22 protein-coding genes are annotated in these 23,423 nt (G+C 70.0%); 13 read left to right on the top strand and 9 right to left on the bottom strand.

From position 1 onward, the window contains the following. Nucleotides 1-29: 29 nt before the first annotated feature. The 6 genes from DK419_RS11835 to DK419_RS11860 all read left to right on the top strand — a co-directional run bounded on the left by DK419_RS11835 (nucleotide 30) and on the right by DK419_RS11860 (nucleotide 6,271). Nucleotides 30-758: an SGNH/GDSL hydrolase family protein gene (locus DK419_RS11835; protein ID WP_162561195.1), complete on the top strand. Its 729-nt coding sequence runs from the start codon at nucleotides 30-32 to the stop codon at nucleotides 756-758. Between the two features lie 265 nt (nucleotides 759-1,023). Then, entirely contained in the window at nucleotides 1,024-2,592 is a 1,569-nt protein-coding gene (locus DK419_RS11840; protein WP_162561196.1) for a PAS domain-containing sensor histidine kinase, read from the top strand. A gap of 45 nt (nucleotides 2,593-2,637) precedes the next feature. Continuing rightward, complete coding sequence (gene recO / locus DK419_RS11845; RefSeq protein ID WP_109959257.1) at nucleotides 2,638-3,378, top strand: DNA repair protein RecO; 741 nt, start codon at nucleotides 2,638-2,640, stop codon at nucleotides 3,376-3,378. A 140-nt stretch (nucleotides 3,379-3,518) separates the two neighbouring features. Then, on the top strand, nucleotides 3,519-5,765 hold the full coding sequence (parC, locus tag DK419_RS11850; protein WP_109959258.1) for a DNA topoisomerase IV subunit A: 2,247 nt from the start codon (nucleotides 3,519-3,521) through the stop codon (nucleotides 5,763-5,765). 18 nt (nucleotides 5,766-5,783) lie between these two features. Then, nucleotides 5,784-6,080 (top strand): hypothetical protein, encoded by a 297-nt coding sequence (locus DK419_RS11855; RefSeq protein ID WP_109959259.1) that lies wholly within the window; start codon nucleotides 5,784-5,786, stop codon nucleotides 6,078-6,080. Further along, a complete protein-coding gene (locus DK419_RS11860; protein WP_109959260.1) occupies nucleotides 6,077-6,271 on the top strand; it encodes a hypothetical protein in 195 nt (64 codons plus the stop codon). The genes DK419_RS11855 and DK419_RS11860 overlap by 4 nt, the downstream gene beginning before the upstream one ends. Before the next feature lie 115 nt (nucleotides 6,272-6,386). On the opposite strand, the gene DK419_RS11865 is transcribed toward DK419_RS11860, so the two are convergent. After that, the gene (locus tag DK419_RS11865) at nucleotides 6,387-7,082 is read right to left on the bottom strand and encodes a DUF2268 domain-containing putative Zn-dependent protease (RefSeq protein WP_162561197.1); all 696 of its coding nucleotides are present in this window, start codon (nucleotides 7,080-7,082) and stop codon (nucleotides 6,387-6,389) included. Between the two features lie 324 nt (nucleotides 7,083-7,406). Here DK419_RS11865 and DK419_RS11870 point away from each other — a divergent pair, with 324 nt between their 5' ends. Next, complete coding sequence (locus DK419_RS11870) at nucleotides 7,407-8,678, top strand: methyl-accepting chemotaxis protein (RefSeq protein ID WP_162561198.1); 1,272 nt, start codon at nucleotides 7,407-7,409, stop codon at nucleotides 8,676-8,678. Between the two features lie 420 nt (nucleotides 8,679-9,098). Here the strand turns inward: DK419_RS11870 and rpe are convergent, their stop codons facing one another. From rpe to DK419_RS11910, 8 genes are all read right to left on the bottom strand, one after another. Continuing rightward, on the bottom strand, nucleotides 9,099-9,782 hold the full coding sequence (rpe, locus tag DK419_RS11875) for a ribulose-phosphate 3-epimerase (protein WP_109959262.1): 684 nt from the start codon (nucleotides 9,780-9,782) through the stop codon (nucleotides 9,099-9,101). A gap of 100 nt (nucleotides 9,783-9,882) precedes the next feature. After that, complete coding sequence (infA, locus tag DK419_RS11880) at nucleotides 9,883-10,161, bottom strand: translation initiation factor IF-1 (RefSeq protein WP_048429304.1); 279 nt, start codon at nucleotides 10,159-10,161, stop codon at nucleotides 9,883-9,885. 253 nt (nucleotides 10,162-10,414) lie between these two features. After that, complete coding sequence (locus DK419_RS11885) at nucleotides 10,415-11,542, bottom strand: branched-chain amino acid ABC transporter substrate-binding protein (protein ID WP_109959263.1); 1,128 nt, start codon at nucleotides 11,540-11,542, stop codon at nucleotides 10,415-10,417. A 162-nt stretch (nucleotides 11,543-11,704) separates the two neighbouring features. Continuing rightward, nucleotides 11,705-12,052, bottom strand: coding sequence for a DUF6867 family protein (locus DK419_RS11890; protein WP_109959264.1), 348 nt, complete (start codon nucleotides 12,050-12,052; stop codon nucleotides 11,705-11,707). Beyond that, nucleotides 12,052-12,834, bottom strand: a complete 783-nt coding sequence (locus DK419_RS11895) for an ABC transporter ATP-binding protein (RefSeq protein ID WP_109959265.1) — start codon at nucleotides 12,832-12,834, stop codon at nucleotides 12,052-12,054. Before DK419_RS11895 ends, DK419_RS11890 begins: the two co-directional genes overlap by 1 nt. Continuing rightward, a complete protein-coding gene (locus tag DK419_RS11900; protein WP_425352650.1) occupies nucleotides 12,831-13,706 on the bottom strand; it encodes an ABC transporter ATP-binding protein in 876 nt (291 codons plus the stop codon). The genes DK419_RS11895 and DK419_RS11900 overlap by 4 nt, the downstream gene beginning before the upstream one ends. Then, nucleotides 13,706-15,124, bottom strand: coding sequence for a high-affinity branched-chain amino acid ABC transporter permease LivM (livM, locus tag DK419_RS11905; RefSeq protein WP_109959266.1), 1,419 nt, complete (start codon nucleotides 15,122-15,124; stop codon nucleotides 13,706-13,708). Before livM ends, DK419_RS11900 begins: the two co-directional genes overlap by 1 nt. Further along, nucleotides 15,124-16,044 (bottom strand): branched-chain amino acid ABC transporter permease, encoded by a 921-nt coding sequence (locus DK419_RS11910; protein ID WP_109959267.1) that lies wholly within the window; start codon nucleotides 16,042-16,044, stop codon nucleotides 15,124-15,126. Before DK419_RS11910 ends, livM begins: the two co-directional genes overlap by 1 nt. Before the next feature lie 221 nt (nucleotides 16,045-16,265). On the opposite strand from DK419_RS11910, the gene DK419_RS11915 reads away from it, so the two are divergent. The 6 genes from DK419_RS11915 (at nucleotide 16,266) to DK419_RS11940 (ending at nucleotide 23,413) form a co-directional block, all read left to right on the top strand. Further along, on the top strand, nucleotides 16,266-16,745 hold the full coding sequence (locus DK419_RS11915; protein ID WP_109959268.1) for an SRPBCC family protein: 480 nt from the start codon (nucleotides 16,266-16,268) through the stop codon (nucleotides 16,743-16,745). Nucleotides 16,746-17,010: 265 nt separating this feature from the next. Then, nucleotides 17,011-17,505 (top strand): (2Fe-2S)-binding protein, encoded by a 495-nt coding sequence (locus DK419_RS11920; protein ID WP_109959269.1) that lies wholly within the window; start codon nucleotides 17,011-17,013, stop codon nucleotides 17,503-17,505. Nucleotides 17,506-17,829: 324 nt separating this feature from the next. After that, entirely contained in the window at nucleotides 17,830-20,199 is a 2,370-nt protein-coding gene (locus DK419_RS11925) for a xanthine dehydrogenase family protein molybdopterin-binding subunit (protein WP_109959270.1), read from the top strand. A gap of 15 nt (nucleotides 20,200-20,214) precedes the next feature. Beyond that, nucleotides 20,215-21,015 carry an FAD binding domain-containing protein gene (locus DK419_RS11930; RefSeq protein WP_109959271.1) on the top strand — a complete coding sequence of 267 codons (801 nt, stop codon included), beginning with the start codon at nucleotides 20,215-20,217 and terminating at the stop codon, nucleotides 21,013-21,015. Between the two features lie 290 nt (nucleotides 21,016-21,305). Then, the gene (locus DK419_RS11935; protein WP_109959272.1) at nucleotides 21,306-22,208 is read left to right on the top strand and encodes an AAA family ATPase; all 903 of its coding nucleotides are present in this window, start codon (nucleotides 21,306-21,308) and stop codon (nucleotides 22,206-22,208) included. Continuing rightward, the gene (locus tag DK419_RS11940; RefSeq protein ID WP_109959273.1) at nucleotides 22,205-23,413 is read left to right on the top strand and encodes a vWA domain-containing protein; all 1,209 of its coding nucleotides are present in this window, start codon (nucleotides 22,205-22,207) and stop codon (nucleotides 23,411-23,413) included. The genes DK419_RS11935 and DK419_RS11940 overlap by 4 nt, the downstream gene beginning before the upstream one ends. Nucleotides 23,414-23,423 lie beyond the last annotated feature (10 nt).

Here is a 23,423-nt window from a genome sequence, read left to right on the forward strand (position 1 = left end):
GGGGCGTCGGGATCGGGACGCGAGGACGGGTGCAGAAGAGAGCGATGATCGGCGCCGGGCTGGCCGCGGCCGTCCTGGCGGCCGGAGCCACCGCGTTCCTGGTGAGCCGGCACGGCGCCGGCGGCGGGCAGGGCGTGGCGGCCTTCCGCGAGGCGCGGGCCTTCGCGGTGTCCGGCCTGCTGAAGCAGGTCGAGGGGCCCTACGCCCTGCTGCTCGGCGATTCGCAGATCGAGCGGCTGTACCTCCCGAGCCTGTGCGGGCATCCCGTCGTCAACGCGGCGATCGCGGGTACGCGGATCTCCGGCCTGCGGGCCGTGGCCGGCTGGATCGCGCTGCCGCGACCGCCCGAGACGATCGTGGTGACGATCGGCACCAACGACCTCACCCTGCGCCAGCGCACCGGCCATTCCGACGCGACCGAGCGTTTCCGGGCGGAGGCCCGCGCCTTGTTCGCCGAGCTGGCACCCCGGGCCCGGCGCGTCGTCGCGACCGCGGTCCCGCCGATCGATGCCGGCCGCCCCGGCGTCACGAAGTTCTACGACGCCGCCGCCGCCGCCGCCTACTCGGCGATCCTGTCGGAGGAATGCGTCCGGGCCGGCTGCCGCTTCGTCGACGCCTTCGCGGACCTGCGCGACCCGGCCGGCCTGAGCCGGTCGCCGGACGGGGTCCATCTCGGCCTCGATATGGCGGCGCGGGACGCCATCGCGGCGCGCCTCGAGGCGGCGGCCTGTCCCGCCGCCCCGGCCCGCTCGCCGTGAATCTCGCGCACATCGCCGCGCGGCGGCAAGTGCCGGGATGTTGTCGCCGACGTTCCGGCAGATCACGGATCCGCGCGGATTTCGAACGGGAAATCTTCGGCGGCCTATCCCGGGCACTTGGACAAAGCGCGCCCTTAGGTTAGCAGGGGCGTGTTTCGGGTCTGCCCGATTCGGCTGGCGCTGCGGGCAGCGCGGTGGGACCATGACGAGCCATCGGGCAGGCACCGGTCTTTCCCGGGCGCGGCGTGATCGAGACGGAGATCTGATGACGGCGCGGATCGCGCACCTGTTCGATGGCATCCCGGTCGACGGACCGGGCCGTGCCGTCGACCGTGCGCCGCCGGTGGGCGAGCCCGGGATGAGCGGGCTGCCCTCCCGCGTGATCCTCGACGCGCTGCCGCAGAAGATCTGGATGCTCGACCGCGACGGCGCGGTGCACTTCGCCAACCGGGCGGCGCGGGAGATCGGTGCGGGCCAGGGCGAGCCCGACGGCTGGGACGGGGCGGTGCACCCGAAGGACCGCGCCCGGGCGGCGGCGGCGCGCGCCTCGGCGCGCGAAACGGGCCAGCCCTACGACCTGACGATCCGCCTGCGCGACGCCAGCGGGCGCTGGCACTGGCACCAGACCGACCTGGTGCCGATCCGCGACGGCGCCGCGATCACCGGCTGGATGATGACGGCCGCCGACGTCGACGACGTCGTGGCCGACAACCAGGCGCTCGAGGCCACGACCAACCTTCTGCTCCTCACCCACAAGGCCGCCGGCGTCGGACTGTGGGACTGGAACATGCGCAGCGGCGCCCTCTCCCTCTCGGCGGAGGGCGCACGCCTGCACGGCCTGTCGGCGCAGGCCTGCATCATCACCTCGTCGGCCTGGACCGGCCTCGTCCATGCCGACGACCGCTCCACGTTGTGGGACGCGGTGACCAAGGCCGTCACCACCCGCACGCCGTTCTCGGTCGATGTCCGGGTGACGGCCGAGACCGGCGGCATCCGCTGGATCCAGAGCCTCGGGCGCGTCCTCGACGACGCGCACGGCCTGAGCGGGCGCATCGTCGGCCTCACCCTCGACATCACCGCCCGCAAGCGGGCCGAGCAGGCGCTGGCCAACGCCAAGGACGGGGCCGAGCAGGCGAACCGGGCGAAGTCGGACTTCCTGGCGATGATGAGCCACGAGATCCGCAACCCCCTCAACGCGGTGCTCGGCTACACCGAGCACATGCTCAGCCGCTCGCGCGAGCCGGAGACCCTGCGCCACCTCGCCGCCGTGCAGGAGGCGGGCGAGATCCTGATCCGGGTCGTCGACGACGTCCTCGACGTGGCGCAGATCGAGGCCGGCCAGGTCGCCCTCGATCCCGAGGCGTTCCTGCTCGCCGATCTCCTCGAGGGCACCGCGGCCGTGGCACGGGGCGCGGCATCCCGCAAGGACGTGGCGGTCGAGGTCGTGCGCGATCCCGCGACCCCGACCCTGGTGCTCGGCGATGTCGGGCGCCTGCGCCAGGTGCTGCTCAACCTCCTCACCAACGCGGTGAAGTTCACGCCGTCGGGCCGGGTCGTGCTGGCGGTGAGCCCCGAGAGCGGCCGGGGCGGCGAGGGGAGGCTGCGCTTCTCGGTGAGCGACACCGGCATCGGCATGTCGGCGGCGCAGCAGGAGCGGCTGTTCGTGCCGTTCGGCCAGGGCGACGAATCGATCCGGCGCCGCTTCGGCGGCAGCGGCCTCGGCCTGGTGATCTGCCGCCACCTCGTCGAGCTGATGGGCGGGCAGATCGGCGTCTCGAGCGAGCCGGGGCGCGGCACGCGGATCTGGTTCTCCGTGCTGCTGCCGCCGGCCTGAGGCAGCCGGTTCGGTTTCCCGCCGCGAGACACTATCTAGCCTCCCATGCAGTGGACGGATGACGGGCTGGTCCTCGGGGCGCGGCGGCACGGCGAGGCCGGGGTCGTCCTCGAACTGATGACGGCCGAGCACGGCCGGCATCTCGGCCTCGTGCATGGCGGACGCTCGCGCCGGATGCAGCCGGTGCTCCAGCCCGGCAACCTGGTGCGGGCGGTGTGGCGGGCGCGGCTCGACGAGGGGCTCGGCGCCTACGCGGTCGAGCCGATCGAGAGCGCCAGCGCCCGGCTGATCGGCTCGCGCCTCGCCCTCTACGGCATCGGCTACGCCGCCGGGCTGATGCGGCTCCTGCCCGAGCGCGATCCCCATCCGGCGCTGTTCGCCGCCGCGAAGGTGCTGATCGCCCACCTGCACGAGCCCGAGGTGGCGCCGGCCCTGATGGTGCGATTCGAGCTCGCGATGCTGTCCGAGCTCGGCTTCGGCCTCGACCTCTCGGCCTGCGCCGCCACCGGCACCAACGAGTACCTCGCCTACGTCTCGCCGAAGAGCGGGCGGGCCGTCAGCGCCGCCGCCGGCGAGCCCTGGCGCGACCGGCTGCTCGCGCTGCCCGACTTCCTGGTCGACCGACCCGACCGGCGCGGCCTCAACGTGCCGACCGAGCGGGAGGTCAAGCAAGGCTTTACCTTAACGGGTTATTTCCTCGATCAGCACATCTGGGGCCCGCGCGACACGCCCGAGCCGGAGGAGCGGGTGCGGTTCGTCGCGCTCGGCACCGCCGGGGCCGGGTGAGCCCGGTCGGGGCCTGTGCGCGGTCCGGGGAGCCTCAGGCCGGTTGCGCGGACGGGTTGTCTCCCGTTCCTGGCAATCGGCGAATGTTCGTGTTATGTTCTGGTCTTGAGACCGCCGAAATCGTGAGTTGACGTCCGCCCATGGGAAAGCCCTTCGAGCCACCCTCCGACCGCGACGGGATCGAGAACGTCGACCTGAAGGCGGCGCTGGAGGAGCGCTACCTCGCCTACGCGCTCTCGACCATCATGCACCGGGCGCTGCCCGATGCCCGCGACGGCCTGAAGCCCGTGCACCGGCGCATCCTGCACGCGATGCGGCTCCTGCGCCTCGATCCCGGCAGCGCCTACAAGAAATGCGCCCGCGTCGTCGGCGACGTCATCGGCAAGTACCATCCCCACGGCGACGTCGCGGTCTACGACGCGCTGGTACGCCTCGCCCAGGACTTCGCCCAGCGCTATCCGCTCGTCGACGGCCAGGGCAATTTCGGCAACATCGACGGCGACAACCCGGCGGCGCAGCGGTACACTGAGTGCCGGATGACCGAGGTCGCCCGCCTGCTGCTCGCGGGGATGGACGAGGACGCGGTCGACTTCCGCCCGAACTACGACGGGCAGGAGGAGGAGCCGGTCGTGCTGCCGGCGGCCTTCCCGAACCTGCTCGCCAACGGCTCGCAGGGCATCGCGGTCGGCATGGCGACCTCGATCCCGCCGCACAACGCGGCGGAGCTGTGCGACGCGGCGCTCTACCTCATCACCCATCCGTCGGCGACCTCGGAGCAGCTCACCACCTTCGTCAAGGGACCCGATTTCCCGACCGGCGGCATCGTCATCGATTCGGCCGCCTCGATCGCCGAGGCCTACCGCACCGGGCGCGGCGGATTCCGGGTGCGGGCGCGCTGGCAGAAGGAGGATCTCGGCCGCGGCACCTGGGCGGTCGTCGTCACCGAGATCCCCTACGGCGTGCCGAAGGCGCGGCTGATCGAGAAGATGGCCGAGCTTCTCCAGGAGAAGAAGCTGCCGCTGCTCGCCGACGTGCGCGACGAATCGGCCGAGGACGTGCGGGTGGTGCTCGAGCCGCGCTCGCGCACCGTCGATCCCGTGGTGCTGATGGAATCGCTGTTCCGGCTCACCGAGCTCGAGAGCCGCATCTCCCTCAACATGAACGTGCTCGTCGGCGGGACGGTGCCGCGGGTGATCGGCCTCGCCGAGGCGTTGCGCGAGTGGCTCGACCATCGCCGGGTCGTGCTGCAGCGCCGCTCGCGCCACCGCCTCGCCCAGATTGAGCGCCGGCTCGAGATCCTCGGCGGCCTGCTCATCGTCTATCTCGACCTCGACCGGGTGATCCAGATCATCCGCGAGGAGGACGAGCCGAAGGCCGAGCTGATGCGGGTCTTCGAGCTGACCGAGCTGCAGGCCAACGCCATCCTCGACACGCGCCTGCGCTCCTTGCGCAAGCTCGAGGAGATGGAGCTGAAGCGCGAGCACGAGGCGCTGACGAAGGAGAAGGGCGAGCTCGACGGCCTGCTCGGCTCCGACGACCTGCAGTGGAAGGCGATCACCAAGCAGATCCGCGAGGTGCGCAAGACCTACGGCCCCGAGACCCCGCTCGGCCGCCGCCGCACGACGCTCGAGAACCCACCCGACACCACCGGTATCGACTTCTCGGAAGCGATGGTCGAGCGCGAGCCGATCACCGTGATCGTGTCGCAGAAGGGCTGGATCCGGGCGCTGAAGGGCCACGTCGCCGACCTCTCGACGGTACAGTTCAAGGGCGACGACGCCCTCAAGATCGGCTTCCCGACCGAGACCACCGCCAAGATCCTGGTGCTGGCCTCGAACGGCAAGGTCTTCACCCTCGACGCCGCCAAGCTCCCGGGCGGCCGCGGCTTCGGCGATCCGATCCGCCTGATGGTCGACATGGACGAGGGTTCGGAGATCGTCACCGTCTGGGCGCACAGGCCCGGCGTGAAGCTCCTGCTCGCCACCACCGACGGGCGCGGCTTCGTCACCCCGGCCGACGGGCTCGTCGCCAATACCCGCAAGGGCAAGCAGGTGATCGGCCTCGACGATCCGGCGACGGCGAGCCTCGTCGTCGAGGTGGGGGAGGGCGACCACGTCGCGGTCTGCGGCACCAACCGCCTCATGACCGTGTTCCCGCTCGCGGAAGTTCCCGAGATGGTCCGCGGCAAGGGCGTGCGGCTGCAGAAGTACCGCGACGGCGCCCTCGATTCCGTGACGCTCTTCCGCCTCGCCGACGGGCTGACCTGGCCCGACAGCGCCGGGCGCATCCGCACGGTCGCCGGCGAGGAGCTGGCGAAGTGGGTCGGCCACCGCGGTACCGCCGGCGCGATGGCGCCGCGGGGCTACCCCAAATCCGGCCGTGCCTGACCGGGGCCCGGATCGCGCATGGCGAGCGGGCTGCAACCTCGAGGGGACGGTGAGGAGGAGGGAGACGAGGAGCGCGAGCGGGTCCGGCTCGCCCGCGACATCCTCGTCCACAACGAGCAGGTGAAGCTGACCGCGAACCTGATGAATATCGGGGCGGCCGGCTTCACCATCACGGGCATCGTCGCTCCCCTGACGGCCGCCATGGCGACGACGGGCCGCGTCACTGCGCCCGCCCTCGTGCTGATGGTCGTTTGGTTCGTGCTCGGCGTTGGTCTACACTTCGGTGCGAGGCTGACGTTGACCAATCTGCGATGATGAGCCTGACGACCTACGCCCTGGTCCTTGTGCCCTGCCTCGTCGGCGCGGCTGCCCTCGTCGGGGTGACGGCCTCGCGTCGGTCGGCCGCCCGGCTCGACCGGCGAGCGGCGCGGATCGCCGCGGAGGCGTCCCCGCCGCGCAGGCCGCGGGCGCATCCGGGGGCGGTGCGGCGGGTCGCCGGGCGCTGAGCGGCTGCCTCGGTTCAGGCGGCTTGCACGCACCGGGTCGATCCGGCGGACAGATGGCCTGAGCCGATGTTCACCCGGTCGTGGAAGGGAAAAGCGGGCCAGCCCGTACCTGATTTTATTGCAAGTCCCGCTGCTCCAGCTCCAAAGCTTCCAGAATCGGCAGGATCGTCGGCCACGCACCCTCCGCCGACAGCGCCGCGTCGTCCGACGCGGTCGTGCCCCGCCGCACGAGGGCGCGCCGGACCAGCTCGTAGCCCAGAGAATAGCCGCCGCTCCACGGCCAGGCCGGATCGGCGCGGTCGCCGTAGAACCAGCGGCCGTGGTCGTACCGGGTCTCGGCCCACGCCTCCCGGGCGAGCCCGGCCAGCACCGCCAGCCGCATTCCGCGAACGGCGAGGGCGTAGTTCGGCGTCGGGCATCCGACCTGTTCCTGGAAGCACTGCGCCAATCCTTCGGCCAGCAGATTGGCGCCGAGCGTGTCGTGCGGGCCCGGCCCGCGGAACCGGCGCAGGTGATGCAGTTCGTGGGCGAGGGTCGTCCTCAGCTGCTCCGCATAGGACGGAGTCCAGGTCTCCAGTTCTGTCGTATCGACGCCGATCGTCAGGCGGGCGATCCCATGCGCGTAGGCGTTCAGGTTCCAGCCCGGGATGAGCCAGCGCGCCGGGGTCGGCGCCACCACGACGTCGACCCGGTCGAGGCCGAGATGCGGCACGATCTCGGCGGAGGCCGCTTCCAGGCAGGCGACGATCCGGTCGAGCTGGCCGGGCGGGCACTCCGCCATGGCGTCGAGCGCGATGAAGCGGATCGTCATGCGGGCCTCCGAGACCGGTGGATCGGGCGATCACTCTCGCCGGGCGGGCGCTCGACCGCAAGCCGGGCGTGGATCCGCCGTCCTACGATGCCTTCCGCCGCCGAACGGGTCGCCGCGATGGGGCTTCACGGAGCGCATGACCCGGATACGAGACAGGAATTGTCTCATGTACCGCCGATCTCGAGCCGCGAGGCCTGACGCAGAGGTATCTATTCCATTAAAACTTTATCAACCGTCCGGTGATGTAACAAATTAGATTTAGAGCGATCCATTTGCGTTTCGGCGCTCATGATCGCGTGCGGAGACTTGACCGTGCTACCATTCTTGCGCAAGCGGAAGCGTTCCGTCGCGAATGGGCTCGCGCCCTCGCTGAGTCTGCACGTCTTGCAGCATATGCCCTGTGCGGTGTTCGTCGTCGATCTGCGGACCGACCATTACGGCGTTGTCTTCACGAACGAGGCCTTCGCGAAGAGCATGGGCGTCGCTTCCCCTCGGGACCTGCTTGGCCGGTCCGTCGATTCCTTCTTTCATCGCCAGCAGCCGGACGGCAAGACCAACCACGACGTGTCGCCGGAATTCGTCGGCGGCATGCAGGAGCGGGGATGGCACAAGGCAACCGTCAACTTCACGCGCCACGACGGCTCCGCGTTCGAGGTCGACGTCCATGCCGTCGTGACGACGCATGACGGCGTGCCCTACGCGGTCGCGTTCGTGGACGATTCCGACCGTGTCGAGCAGGAGGCCGAGAAGAAGCGGGAGATGACCCGTCTCGCCGCGCAGTTCGAGGCGAGCGTCGGGCAAGTCGTGGAGGCGGTGAAGACCTCTTCCTCGCAGCTCGCAGGCTTGGCGTCGACATTGTCCTCGGCCTCGCAGCACGCGTCGCACCGCTCGGACGCGACCGCCGACGCGGCCGAGGAGGCGCGGCGAAACATCACCACGATGTCGTCCGCGACGGAGGAGCTCGGAAGCGCGATCCAGGAGATCCTGCGCCAGGTCGACGGGTCGTCCTCCTTCGCCCGGAACGCCGTGGACGAAGCGGCCCGGACGCTGACCCTCGTCGACCGCCTGAAGGCGGCGGCGACGCGGATCGGCGACATGGTCAGCATGATCGCCAAGATCGCGAGCCAGACCAACCTCCTGGCCTTGAACGCCACGATCGAGGCGGCGCGGGCCGGCGAGGCGGGACGCGGCTTCGCGGTGGTGGCCGCGGAGGTCAAGGCGCTCGCGAGCGAGACAGACAAGGCGACGGCGGAGATCACGGCGCAGATTGCCTTGATCCAGGACGTCACCCAATCGACCGCGGAGGCGATCGAGCAGACGACGAAGCAGATCCGCGAGATCGCCGGGATGAGCACGACGGCGACGGAAGCGGTGATGCAGCAGGACGCGGCGACGGGCGAGATCACGGCGAACATGAGCCAGGTCGCGTCACATGCCGGCAAGGTCAGCGCCGGGATCTCGGACGTTGCCGCCACGGTCCGGGAGGTCGATGCGGTGGCCTCCCGAGTTCTGGGCCTGGCCTCGGAGATGTCCTTCCACTCCGAATCCCTGTCCGCCGAGGCGACGAGCTTCATCGAAACCGTCAAGGCGGCATGAGGCGTTGCCGCCCGCGCGAGGCAACGCTGCGGGCGGCGCGACTCCGCTCTCTCGGGGGCACCCGCATCATCCTGGCAGCCGTCGTCATGCTGGCAGCGGCCCCGGCCCTGGCCGCGATCTCCGACAAGGTCGAGGAGGCGCGGGCGAACCACGGGATCGTCACCGGTGCCCTTCTCGTGCTCACGGTACTCGCGGCCGCGAGCGGATGGCGGCGGGCGTTGCTGCTGTGGCCGGTAACGCTGGTCTGGGGATCGGTCGCGTTCGGGACGGTCTGGGAGTGGCGTGAAGAACGGCAGCGGGAAGGGGCGTCGGCCCTGCTGTGGCAGGGCGGAGCGATGGCCGGAGCCATGCTGCTCGGTCCGCCCGGCTTGGCCTGGCTCGCCCGGCAATGGATGCGTCGGGCCTGGGATCGGAAGGGCGCTAGACCCACTGCCCCGTCGCGCCCTCCGCCGCCCGGCGGATCGCCGCGATGTTCGTCGCATAGGCCTCGCGCCCGCCCTTGAAGGTGGCGGAACCGGCAACCAGGGCGTTCGCTCCCGCCCGCACCACCGCCGGCGCCGTCTCCGGCGTCACGCCGCCGTCGACCTCGATGTCGATGTCGCGGCCGGCGGTCATGGCGCGCACCCGCGAGACCGTCTCGCAGACCGAGCCGATGAAGCTCTGGCCGCCGAAGCCCGGGTTAACGGTCATGCAGAGCACGAGGTCGACCATGTCGAGAACCGGCTCGACCAAGCTCGCCGGCGAGCCCGGGTTGATCGCCACGCCCGCCCGCTTGCCGAGCGCCCGGATGGTCTGGAGCGAACGGTGCAGGTGCGGGCCCGCCTCGGCATGGACCGTGATGATGTCGGCGCCCGCCTCGGCGAAGGCCTCGAGATAGGGATCGGCCGGCGCGATCATCAGGTGGACGTCGAACACGGCCGTCGTGTGCGGGCGCAACGCCTTCATTACGACCGGGCCGAAGGTGATGTTCGGCACGAAATGGCCGTCCATCACGTCGATATGGACCCAGTCGGCCCCGGCCGCGACCACGTCGCGGACCTCCTCGCCGAGCCGCGCGAAATCGGCCGACAGGATCGAGGGGGCGATCACCAGGGGACGGGTCATGGCAAGTCTCGCAGCAGGTCTCGCAAGGTCACGGATGCGCAAAAGGCCAGGGTTCTCACCCCAGCCCCGCGCAGACGATAGGTCTTTTCGAACGGACGGATCAGCGCCGGCGGAACTGGCTGCCGCCGCGGAACGGCGGGCGCGGGCCCGAGGACCGCTCGTCCTTGTGGCGGAACACCAGACGGCCCTTCTCCAGGTCGTAGGGCGACATCTCGACGGTGACCCGGTCTCCGGCCAGAGTCTTGATGCGGTTCTTCTTCATCTTGCCGGCCGTGTAGGCCACGATCTCGTGGCCCTGGTCGAGCTGCACGCGGTAACGCGCGTCCGGCAGGATCTCGAGCACGAGACCGTCGAACTGCATCAACTCTTCTTTCGCCATTCACACTCTCCACCCGGGTCGCCGTCGCGGTCGGCGCCTCCGGGAGCACATTGTCATCGATTGATCGCGACGCGGCCGGCCGTACGGGTGCTCGGCCGAGATGCCGGGCGCGCTGATGGCCTTCTAACGCTCGCTGTGCATGTAAGGTGAGGCGATGGGACGCGCAAGCCACGCGGGTGACGCACGCGCGGCTTCGTCAACGGAAAAAGGCCCGGCGCGCGAAGCACCGGGCCGATTCGGCGATGCCGGACCTTTACTGGGTCAGCTCGTTGCCGGTGTAGTCGATCCGGCCGTCGTTGCCCTTCTTCCACATGTACATCACGTAGTCGGGACGGGTGATGTCGCCCTTCTTGTCGTAGGAGATGTCGCCGATCACGGTCTTGAACGGCTTGCCCTCGTGCATGTAGGCCGCGACCTTCTTGCCGTCGGTCGACTTGGTGGCCTCCATCGAGTCCTTCAGGATCTGGACGGCGGCGTAGGAGTAGAGCGTGTAGGCCTCGGGGTCGATGTTCTTGGCCTTGAAGGCCGCGACGACGTCCTTGGCGTTGGGGTTCTTGCGGGCATCCGGCGAGAAGGTCATCAGCGTGCCGTCGGCGCCCGGGCCGGCGATCTGGGCGAATTCCTTGTCGGTGATGCCGTCGCCGCTCATCAGCGGGGCGTTGAGGCCCTGGTCGCGCATCTGGCGCACGATCAGGCCGGCCTCGGTGTGCAGGCCACCGAAATAGACCACGTCGGCCTTGGCCTGCTTCAGCTTCGAGACGAGGGCCGAGTAGTCCTTCTCGCCCGGGTTCACGCCCTCGAACAGCACGTCCTTGCCGCCCTTGGCCTTGAGCGCCTTCAGGGTCTCGTCGGCGAGGCCGCGGCCGTACGGGGTCTTGTCGTGTACGAAGGCGACGTTCTTGCCCTTGAACTTGTCGGCGAGCCAGGCGCCGGCGACCGCACCCTGCTGGTCGTCGCGGCCGCAGGTGCGGAAGGTGTTCCACAGCTTGCGGTCGGTGTATTTCGGGTTGGTCGAGGCCGGGGTGATCTCGACGATGCCGGACTCGGCATAGACGTCCGAGGCCGGGATCGAGACGCCGGAGTTGAAGTGGCCGACCACGGCCTTCACGCCCTCGGCGGCGAACTTGTTGGCGACCGAGACGCCCTGCTTCGGATCGGAGGCGTCGTCGCCGATCACGAGGACGATCTTCTGGCCGTTGATGCCGCCGGCCTTGTTGATGTCGGCGACCGCCTGCTCGGCGCCGTTCTTGAGCTGGGCGCCGAAGGCGGCGTTGGCGCCGGTGATCGGGCCGGCCACGCCGAGCTTGATCTGGGCCTGCGCCGATCCGGCCCAGGCGATGGTGGCCGCGAGGGCGAAGCCGGCCAGTAGCGTGCGCTTCATCTCTTTACTCCTCTGGATCGACGGGAATGTCGGGCTCGCGGGCCCATTTCGGCCGGGAGACCGGGGCGTGGGGACCCCGGATCGGGTGCCGGGGCGAGAGAGGCCCCGGATCGATTCGTCACCTTGCGCCGATCGCGGGGCGCAGGGCAGGGGGGCGGGCCCTCAGGCCTTGGCCCGCCAGGTCAGCGGCCCGCTGCGCTCGTAGAGCCAGCGGTACTGCGTCGTCATCTGCCGGGCGCGGGTGGCGCGGTAACCGGCCGAGCCGATGATCAGGAGCACGATCGTGTCGACGACGTAGTAGTGCGGCGACAGGAAGCTGCCCTCGAACAGCGCGTGGTGGATGAAGCGCACGGCGATGCCGAGCAGCAGCAGCGACAGCACCGCCTGCCAGTACGGCCGCCAGCCGAGCGCGATGCCGCGCCCGATCATCCAGGCCATCCAGCCGCCCATCACCACGGTGACGAGGAGGAAGAGCCAGATCGTGCTCTCCTCGTAGAGGATCCCCTGCATCAGTGCCGTCCTCCCTCGAGATAGGCGGCCTTGACCGACGGGTCGTCGAGGAGCTGCTTGCCGGTACCCGACATGGTGATGGTGCCGGTCACCATGACATAGCCGCGATGCGCGAGCTTGAGGGCGTGGTAGGCGTTCTGCTCGACGAGGAAGACCGTCATGCCGTCGCGCTCGTTGAGCTCCTTGATGGCCGAGAAGATCTGCTTGACGATGAGCGGAGCGAGGCCGAGCGACGGCTCGTCGAGCATCAGCAGGCGCGGCCGGCTCATCAGCGCCCGGGCGATGGCCAGCATCTGCTGCTCGCCGCCCGACATCGTGCCGCCGCGCTGGTAGAGCCGTTCCTTCAGGCGCGGGAACATCGCGCAGACCCGCTCCAGGTCCTGCTCGAAATGGGCGCCGCCGTTCACCGACGCCCCCATCTGCAGGTTCTCGTAGACGGTCATGCGCGGGAAGATCCGCCGACCCTCCGGCGATTGCGCCAGGTTGAGGCGGGCGATCTCGTGGGTCGGCATCTTGGTGATGTCCCGGCCCGCATAGGTGACGGTGCCCTCGCGCGCCCGGGGGGCACCGAAGATCGTCATCATCAGGGTCGACTTGCCGGCCCCGTTCGCGCCGATCAGCGTGACGATCTCGCCCTCGTTGACGTCGAGGTCGACCCCTTTGAGCGCGATGATGTTGCCGTAATAGGTCTTGACCCCGCGCACCGTGAGGAGCGGCGCCCGGTAGCCGGCGGCCCGGGCGCGGGTCTCGTCCTGGAGGACGTTGATGCCGGCGACGCTCATACTCCCACCTCCGCCTCGACCTGCTCCACCTCCTCGTCCTCGACGCCGAGATAGGCGGCGATGACGCTCTGGTCGCTCTGGATCTCCGCCGGCGTGCCGTCGGCGATCTTGGTGCCGTAATCGAGCACCACGACGTGGTCGGAGATCTCCATCACCACCGACATGTCGTGCTCGATGAGGAGGACCGAGGTGTCGTAGTCGTCCCGGATCGCCCGCAGCAGGTCGTTGAGGAGCAGCGATTCCCGCGGGTTGAGGCCGGCGGCCGGCTCGTCGAGGCAGAGCAGGACCGGATCGGTGCACATCGCGCGGGCGATCTCGAGCCGGCGCTGGTCGCCGTAGGGCAGGTCGCCCGCCGGATCGTCGGCGCGGTGCATCAGGTGGATGCGCTCGAGCCAGGCCTTGGCCTTCTCGACCGCCGCCGTCTCGGCCCGCCGGTAGACGGGCAGGCCGATGAGCCCCGCGATGGTGTAGCGGGAGGCGAGCATCAGGGGATTGTGCTGGGCGACCAGCAGGTTCTCCAGCACGGTCATGCCCGTGAACAGGCGGATGTTCTGGAACGTGCGCGCGACGTGGGCGCGCCGGTTCACCGCGTAGCCGGGCAGCTGCTCCAGCAGGAACTCGGCGCCGTCGCGGTGGCGCAGGGTCATCATGCCTTCCGTCGGCTTGTAGAAGCCGGTGATGCAGTTGAAGACCGTGGTCTTGCCGGCGCCGTTCGGGCCGATCAGCGCCGTGATGTCGCCGCGGCCGACCCGGAACGACAGGTCGTTGACGGCGACGAGGCCGCCGAAGCGCATGGTGACGTGGTCGACCGTCAGGACCGGATCGGCCATGCGGGGGGAGGCAAGAGGAGACGAGGACATCGAGGCCGACATCAGCCGTGGCCCTCCTTCACGAGGGATCCCGAGATGCGCTTGCGCTCCTTGAGCACGATCGAGGGCGAGCGCTCCGAGATCAGGCCGCGGGGGCGCCAGATCATCATGATCACCATGGCGAGGCCGAACAGCAGCAGGCGGTACTCGCTCGGATCGAAGCCCTCGCCGAACACCGCCTTGAGGAAGCCGAGGTTGCGCAGCAGCTCCGGCCCGCCGACCATCGCGACCGCCGCGACCGCGACGCCGATCTGCGAGCCCATGCCGCCGAGCACCACGATCGCCAGGATGATCGCGCTCTCGAGGAAGTTGAAGCTCTCCGGGCTGACGAAGCCCTGGCGCACGGCGAAGAACGAGCCGGCGAATCCTCCGAACATGGCGCCGAGCGCGAAGGCCGTGAGCTTGGTGTTGGTGGTGTTGATGCCGAGCGAGCGGCAGGCGATCTCGTCCTCGCGCAGCGCCTCCCAGGCCCGGCCGATCGGCAGGCGGCGCAGGCGCAGCGTCACGCCGTTGGTGACGAGCGCGAGCGCCAGGATCAGGTAGTAGAGGAAGATCACCCGGTGCATCGGGCTGAAGTCGAGCCCGAACTTCGCCGCGAACCCGTCCTCGTCCGCCGTGAACGGGACGCCGAAGAAGGTGGCGCGGGGAATCGACGAGATGCCGGCGGCGCCGCCCGAGAAATCGGTCCAGTTGATCAGCACCAGGCGGATGATCTCGCCGAAGGCGAGCGTCACGATGGCGAGGTAGTCGCCGCGCAGGCGGAGCACGGGGAAGCCCAGCACCATGCCCCACAGGCCCGCGAACAGGCCGGCGAGCGGCAGGCAGACCCAGAACGACAGGCCGAACACCGTGGAGAGGAGCGCGTAGGAATAGGCGCCGACGGCGTAGAACGCGACGTAGCCGAGATCGAGCAACCCTGCGAGCCCGACCACGATGTTGAGGCCCCAGCCCAGCATCACGTAGGTGAGGATCAGGATGCCGAGGTCGATCCAGTAGCGGGATTCCCCCAAGCCCCCGGTGCCGAGCACCGCGAGGAGCGGAAAGGCCAGGGTCACGCCGAGGAAGGCCGGCAGGGCGTAGCCGGAGATCTTCTGCGAGGCGTTCGGCGTCGCGTCGACCGCCTCCGTCGCCTGGGTCGGCGACGGCGTCAGCGCCCGGCGGGCATCGCGGTTGGCGAGGATCAGCCGCTGGGCCAGCCGCACCACGAACACGATGCCGCACAGGATCGCGACGAGGCCCCACCGCGGGACGAGATCGAGGGCGGCGGTCTGGCTCAGGTCGGTGCGGAAGGCGACGATCGGCACGCAGAGGCCGAACGTGACGAGCGCGAAGAGCGCCGCGTCCTTGACGATCGCCCCGGTGGCCCGGGCGTCGCGGTCGGCGGCGGGGGTCGCCGCCAGGGTGTTGGCCGGGTTCGCCATCAGACCTTCTCGACCTCGGGCCGGCCGAGGATCCCGGAGGGCATGAAGATGAGCACGATCGCCAGGATCGAGAACGCCGCCACGTCCTTGTACTCGATGGAGAAGTACGCCGACCAGAACGTCTCGACGAGGCCGATGAGGAGGCCGCCGAGCACCGCGCCGGGAAGGCTGCCGATGCCGCCGAGCACCGCCGCGGTGAACGCCTTGACGCCGGGGGTGAAGCCGTCGGCGAACGAGACGACGCCGTAATAAAGCAGGTACATCGTGCCGGCGACCGCGGCCAGCGCCGCGCCGAGCACGAAGGTCAGCGAGATGGTGCGGTCGACGTCGATGCCGAGAAGCGCCGCCATCTTGCGGTCCTGCTCGCAGGCGCGCTGCGCCCGGCCGAGGGGGGTCTTCTGCACTAGGTACCAGAAGCCGGCGAGCAGCACGACCGTGGTCAGCATGATGATGATCTGCTTGTAGGACAGCGCCACGGCGTAGCCGTTCTCGCCGGTCCAGAGCGTGATCACGTCGCGCATCATCGGGGGCGTGGGCTTGTTGCGGGCGCCCTGCACGACCTGGACGAAGTTCGACAGGAAGATCGAGACGCCGATCGCCGAGATCAGCGGCGCCAGGCGGAACGAGCCGCGCAAGGGGCGATAGGCGATGCGCTCGATCGCCCAGCCCCACAGGGCGGTGAGCACCATCGCGCAGATCAGGACGATCAGCAGCGCCAGCGCGATCGACGAGATGCCGAGCCAGGTCGTGACGATCAGGAACGTGATCAGGGCGATGAAGGCCGAGAGCATGAACACGTCGCCATGGGCGAAGTTGATCATGCCGATGATACCGAACACCATCGTGTAGCCGATGGCGATGAGGCCGTAGATCGACCCCAGCGTCAGCCCGTTGATGAGCTGCTGCGCGAAGACCTCCATGCGGTCACGTTCTCCGTTCGCGGGCTTGCCGCCCGGGCCTCCCTGGCCGCGCCCCGTCATCCGGGTGTCGCGGCCGTCCCTTGGGGTGAGGCTTAGCAAGCACCGCACCACTCGACAATCCGGGGGTGCCGGGCGGGTGTGCGAAAGACCCGCTGGCCGTGCGGCAACCGCTCCGCTACCGTCCCGGCGAAGCCGATTTCAACGATGGGGGGAGCGCCGCCATGGCGATGACGATGACCGGCGAGGTCGTGCTGCCGGCCGACCAGCAGACCGTGTGGGAGAAGCTCAACGACCCCGAGGTGCTCAAGCGCTGCATCCCGGGCTGCGACACCCTCGAGAAGGTTGGGGACAACGAGCTGCAGGCCTCGGCCAAGATCGCGGTCGGCCCGGTCAAGGCGACCTTCAAGGGCAAGGTGACGCTGACCGACATCGACCCGCCGAACGGCTACCGCATCACCGGCGAGGGCCAGGGCGGCGTCGCCGGCTTCGCCAAGGGCGGCGCGGTGGTGCGCCTGGAGCCGGCCGAGGGCGGCCAGACCAAGATGACCTACGACGTCGAGGCCAGCGTCGGCGGCAAGATCGCCCAGCTCGGCGGCCGCCTGATCAACGGCGTGGCGAAGAAGTACGCCGACACCTTCTTCGACACGTTCGCCAAGGAGGTCCAGGGGAACGGGGTCGCGGGCGAGACCACGGCGGCCTGACGGGACCGGCCCGCCCGATCGGTCGTCCGCGATCGACGTGTGGCGAGGCGAACGGGCGGAATGCCGGAAAACGGGCGAAATCGGCCGGTTTCCGCCCCAAAAGATCGAAGCGCCGCGCCTTGACCGGCGCTTCCGCCCGGTTGACACTCGAATTCGAGCGATTCCAGAGAGGCACGGCCGACCCGGCCACCACGAGCGACAGGGTCCGACGGAAGGGCCCGCGGGTCTTCGGCCAAGGTGTCCTGGGCCAGGAGGAGGACGTCACATGAGCGCTGTCAGCCTGACGGTGAACGGCAAGGCCGTGACCGCCGACATCGATCCGCGCACGCTGCTGGTGCAGTACCTGCGCGAGAACCTTCGCCTCACCGGCACCCATGTCGGCTGCGATACCAGCCAGTGCGGCGCCTGCGTGGTCCATCTCGACGGCGAGGCGATCAAGGCCTGCACCGTGCTCGCCGTGCAGTGCGACGGCCGGTCCGTCACCACGATCGAGGGCCTGGCCTCGGGCGGCGAGCTGCACCCGATGCAGGCGGCCTTCCGCGAGCATCACGGCCTGCAATGCGGCTACTGCACCCCCGGCATGATCATGACCGCCGTGGACCTCGTGCGCCGCAAGGGCAACGCGCTGGACGAGCACACCATCCGGGACGAGCTGGAGGGTAACATCTGCCGCTGCACCGGCTACCACAACATCGTGAAGGCGATCGCGGCGGGTGCCGAGAACATGGCGGCCGAGCCGCAGAGGGCCGCGGCGGAGTAGCACGACGCCCAACCCTCCTCCCCCTGCGGGGGGAGGGCGCCCCACGGCGAGTGCGAAGCACTCGTGCTGGGGCGGGAGAGGGGCAGCGCGACGCTGATCCAGGGAGCGCCCTTCGTGACGGTCGCGACTTCTCCGGAGACGGCGTCCCCTCTCCCGGCTCGCTTCGCTCGCCACCCTCCCCCGCGGAGGGGGGGTCACGACCCGCGCCACATAAAAAAATTCGTCCGCGCCATCCGGACCAACAACGAGACGCCACGAAAGAACGAGGCCGGCCTCGAACCCGACGCGCCGGCCCGCGAGGTCAGATCCGGGAGAGACACGCACATGACCGCCACCGGCATCGGCGCCTCGGTGCGCCGCAAGGAAGACCAGCGCTTCATCACCGGCAAGGGCCGCTACGTCGACGACTACAACCGTCCGGGCCAGGCCTACGCCTACTTCCTGCGCTCCCCGCACGCCCACGCCGAGATCCGCGGGATCGACACGGCGGCCGCGGCCGCGATGCCGGGCGTGGTCGGGATCCTCACCGGCGAGGACCTGGCGGCCGACAAGGTCGGCGGCCTGATCTGCGGCTGGATGATCCACTCCAAGGACGGCACGCCGATGAAGGCCGGCGCGCATCCGGCGCTCGCTCAGGGCAAGGTGCGCTACGTCGGCGACCACGTCGCGGTCGTCGTCGCCGAGACCCTGGCCCAGGCCAAGGACGCCGCCGAGGTCATCGCGGTCGATTACGACGTGCTGCCCGCGGTGGTCGAGACCGCGAAGGCCGCGGGCGCCGGCACGATCGTCCACGACGTCGCGCCCGACAACACCGTCTTCAACTGGCACCTCGGCAACCCCTCCGACGTCGAGGCGGCCTTCGCCCGCGCGGCGCACGTGACGAAGCTCGACATCGTCAACAACCGGCTGGTGCCGAACCCGATCGAGCCCCGCGCCGCGGTCGGCGAGTACGACGAGGCCGAGGAAGCCTTCACCCTCTATACCACGAGCCAGAATCCGCACGTTGCGCGACTCGTGCTGTCGGCCTTCATCGGCATCGCGCCGGAGAACAAGCTCAGGGTGGTGGCGCCGGATGTCGGCGGCGGGTTCGGCTCGAAGATCTTCATCTACGCCGAGGAGACGATCTGCGTCTGGGCGGCGAAGAAGGTCGGCCGGCCGGTGAAGTGGACCAGCGACCGCACCGAGGCCTTCCTGTGCGACGCGCACGGGCGCGACCACGTCACCCACGCCGAGCTGGCGATGGACGAGGGCGGCAGGATTCTGGCGCTCAAGGTCCACACCATCGCCAATCTCGGCGCCTACCTGTCGACCTTCTCGTCGTCGGTGCCGACCTATCTGTACGCGCCGCTGCTTTCGGGCCAGTACAACATCCCGGCGATCTACTGCGAGGTGGATGGCGTCTACACCAACACCGCGCCGGTCGACGCCTATCGCGGCGCCGGGCGGCCGGAGGCGACCTTCGTCATCGAGCGGCTGGTCGAGGTCGCGGCGCGCGAGCTGAACCAGGACCCGGCGAAGTTCCGGCGCAAGAACTACGTCAAGAGCTTCCCGCACCAGACGCCCGTCATCATGATGTACGACGGCGGCGACTACTCGGCCTCGCTCGACAAGGCGCTGGAGATCGCCGACCACAAGGGCTTTCCTCGCCGCCGGCGCGAGAGCGCCCGCAACGGCAAGCTTCGTGGGCTGGGCTTCTCGTCCTACATCGAGGCCTGCGGCATCGCTCCCTCGCAGGCGGTGGGCTCGCTCGGCGCCGGTGTGGGCCTGTGGGAATCGGCCGAGGTGCGGGTGAACCCGACCGGCTCGATCGAGGTGCTGACCGGCTCGCACAGCCACGGGCAGGGGCACGAGACCACCTTCGCCCAGCTCGTCTCCGACCGGCTCGGCGTGCCGATCGAGAGCGTGACCATCGTGCACGGCGACACCGACAAGGTGCAGTTCGGCATGGGCACCTACGGCTCGCGCTCCGGCGCGGTCGGCATGTCGGCCATCGCCAAGGCGATCGACAAGGTGGTGGCCAAGGGCCGCAAGGTCGCGGCCTACGCGATGGAGGCCGGCGAGGACGACATCGAGTTCAAGGACGGCCGCTTCTCGGTCGCCGGCACCGACAAATCCCTCGCTTTCGGGGAAGTGGCCCTGCAGGCCTACGTCGCCCACAAGTTCAGCGGCGCGCAGCTCGAGCCCGGGCTGAAGGAGGGGGCGTTCTACGATCCCACCAACTTCACCTTCCCGGCCGGGATGCACATCTGCGAGCTCGAGGTCGATCCCGATACCGGCGTCGTCACCATCGAGAAGTTCACGGCGGTCGACGATTTCGGCAACGTCATCAACCCGATGATCGTCGAGGGCCAGGTCCATGGCGGCATCGCGCAGGGCGTCGGACAGGCCTTGTTCGAGGGCGCGCTCTACGATGCCGACGGCCAGCTCGTCACCGCGAGCTTCATGGATTACCGCATGCCGCGGGCGGCCGACCTGCCCTCGTTCGAGGTCGGCATGACGGTGACGCCGTGCCCGTCGAACCCGCTCGGCATCAAGGGCTGCGGCGAGGCCGGCGCCATCGCGGCCCCGGCCGCGGTGATGAACGCGCTGACCGACGCGCTCGGCCACGAGAACATCGCGATGCCGGCGACGCCGCTCGCGGTGTGGCGGGCCGCTCAAGGCAGCCCCCACCTGCGCCCGGAAGCTGCTGAGTAAGTCTGGAGAGGTCCCATGTACGCTTTCGCCTATCACCAGCCGACCAGCCTCAAGGAAGCCGCGAGCCTGCTCGCCGGCGAGGACGCCAAGCTCGTCGCTGGCGGCCACACCCTGATCCCGACGATGAAGCAGCGGCTGGCCGCCCCCGGCACGCTAATTGACCTCGGCAAGGTGCCGGATCTCGTCGGCATCGAGCGCAGCCCGCGCTCGATCACCATCGGCGCGATGACCACCCACGGCGCCGTGGCCGAGTCGGCCGACGTCAAGGAGGCGATCCCCGCGCTGGCCGAGCTCGCGGCGCTGATCGGCGACCCGGCGGTGCGCCACCGCGGCACGATCGGCGGCTCGGTCGCCAACAACGACCCGGCGGCGGATTACCCGGCGGCGTGCCTCGCGCTCGGCGCCACGATCAGCACCAACAAGCGCAAGCTCAGCGCGGAGGAGTACTTCACCGGCCTCTTCGAGACCGCGCTTGAGGAGGGCGAGATCGTCACCGGCGTCTCGTTCCCGATCCCCCACAAGGCGGCCTACGAGAAGTTCCGCAACCCGGCCTCGCGCTACGCCCTCGTCGGCGTGTTCGTCGCCAAGCGTCCGAGCGACATCCGCGTCACCGTCACCGGCGCCGGCTCGAACGGCGTGTTCCGCTGGACCGAGGCCGAGGAGGCCCTGGGCAAGCGCTTCGCCGCGAAGTCGCTGGAGGGAATGTCGCCGTCGGCGAGCGGCCTCAACAGCGACATCCACGCCGATGCCGACTACCGGGCGCACCTGATCGGTGTGATGGCGCGCCGCGCGGTGCAGAAGGCGGCGGACCGGTAAGGCACCAACCCAACCCTCCCCCCTCCGCGGGGAGGGTGCCCCACGGCGAGTGCGAAGCACTCGTGCTGGGGCGGGAGAGGGGACCGAGACGGGGCCGGACGTGGCGCCCGTCATCATGGTCGCGACCTCTCAGGAAACGGCGTCCCCTCTCCCGACTCCTGCTGACGCAGGGGCCACCCTCCCCCGCAGAGGGGGGAGGGTTTGATCGGCGGCGTTCCGCCCCAAATAGCCATCGTCAAAGCAAGCCGGCGGACGCCCACCGCCTCCCAGCGAGAAGCCCCCTCCGCCGAATGAATCTCCCCGCCTCCATCGACGCCACCCAGGCGCTGCTCTCTTCCGCCGGCTACGTCGCCGACCGGGCGCTCTCCACCGTGGTGTTCCTGTCGCTCAAGCTGCAGCGGCCGCTCTTCCTCGAAGGCGAGGCCGGCGTCGGCAAGACCGAGATCGCCAAGGTGCTGGCAAGGTCCCTCGGGCGGCCGCTGATCCGGCTGCAATGCTACGAGGGGCTCGACGTCGCGGCGGCCGTCTACGAGTGGAACTATGCCGGCCAGATGATGGCGATCCGCCTCACCGAGGCGTCGGGCGCCGTCGACCGCGAGCGGCTCGAAGCCGAGCTGTTCTCCGAGCGCTACCTGATCCGCCGGCCCCTGCTCCGGGCGCTGGAGCCCGGCGAGGGCGGCGCGCCGGTGCTGCTGATCGACGAGCTCGACCGCACCGACGAGGCCTTCGAGGCCTTCCTGCTCGAGGTGCTGTCGGACTTCCAGGTCACGATCCCCGAACTCGGCACGATCCGCGCGCCCGAGCCGCCGCTGGTGATCCTGACCTCGAACCGCACCCGCGAGATCCACGACGCGCTCAAGCGCCGCTGCCTGTACCACTGGGTCGATTACCCGGACGCGGAACGCGAACTGCAGATCCTGCGCGCCCGCCTGCCGCACGCGCCCGAGGCCCTGTCGCGCCAGGTCGTCGCCTTCGTGCAGGCGATCCGCAAGGAGGACCTGTTCAAGGCGCCGGGCGTCGCCGAGACCCTGGACTGGGCCACGGCCCTCGTCGAGCTCGACGCCGTCGCCCTCGATCCGACGCTCGTCATCGACACGCTCGGCGTGCTGCTGAAGTACCAGGACGACATCCAGGCGATGCAGGGCGGGCGCGCCAAGGCGCTGCTCGACGAGGTCCGGTCCTCCGCCGGATGAGCGAGAGCCCCGCAGGCTCCGGCCGGCTCCCCGACAACATCGCCTACTTCGCCCGGGCGCTCCGCGCCGCCGGCGTGCCGGTCGGGCCCGGCGACGTGATCGACGCCGTCGAGGCGGTCGAGGCCGCCGCCATCGGTACACGCGAGGATTTCTACTGGACGCTGCACGCCGTGCTGGTGCGCCGGCGCGAGCACGCGGCCCTGTTCGCCGAGGCCTTCCGGCTGTTCTGGCGCCGGCGCGACCTCATCGAGAAGATGATCGCCCAGATGTCGCCGGTCGCCCCCGACAAGGCGCCGCCCAAACCCCCGAATGCCGGGGCCCTGCGGGTGCAGGAGGCCCTGTCGCCGAAGACGGAGCGGCCCAAGCCCAAGGTCACCGAGGAGGACCTGACCACCGTCACCCTGTCGGTGTCGCAGGCCGAGGTGCTGAAGGCCAAGGACTTCGCCCAGATGAGCGCGGAGGAAGTGGCGCAGGCCCGTCGCCTCATCGCCTCCTTGAGGCTCCCCGACGACGCGACCCGGACCCGGCGGTTCGAGGCGCGCCCGCGCGGGCGCATCGACCCGCGCCGCAGCTTCCAGTGCACGGTGCGGGCGGGCGGCGCCATCGACCTCGCCTTCCGGGCGCCCCGCGAGCGGCCGCCGCCGATCGTGGCGCTCTGCGACATCTCCGGCTCGATGGCGGAGTATTCCCGCCTGTTCCTGCACTTCCTGCACGCGCTCTCCGAGCAGCGCCGGGTGCACAGCTTCGTCTTCGCGACGCGGCTCACCAACATCACCCGGGAGCTGACCCGCCGCGACCCCGACGAGGCGTTGTCTCGCGCGAGCGCCCGGGCGCAGGACTGGGAGGGCGGCACCCGCATCGCCGAGGCGCTGCACCTGTTCAACCGGCACTGGTCGCGCCGGGTGCTCGGCGGCGGCGCCGTGGTGCTGCTGTTCACCGACGGGCTCGAGCGCGAGGTGACGCCGGAACTGACCCACGAGATGGATCGCCTGCGGCGCTCCTGCCGGCGCCTGGTCTGGCTCAACCCGCTCCTGCGCTTCGAAGGGTTCTCGGCGCGGGCCAGCGGCATCCGGGCGATGCTGCCCCACGTCGACGATTTCCGGCCGATCCACAGCTTGTCGGCGATGGCCGACCTCTGCCGCGCGCTCGGCGCGCACCAGCCGCGCGGCCGCGGGCCGAAGGCGTGGTTGCGCGAGGCCGGCTGACACCTACTTC

The sequence above is a fragment of the Methylobacterium terrae genome (genome assembly GCF_003173755.1).
Classification (GTDB): domain Bacteria; phylum Pseudomonadota; class Alphaproteobacteria; order Rhizobiales; family Beijerinckiaceae; genus Methylobacterium; species Methylobacterium terrae.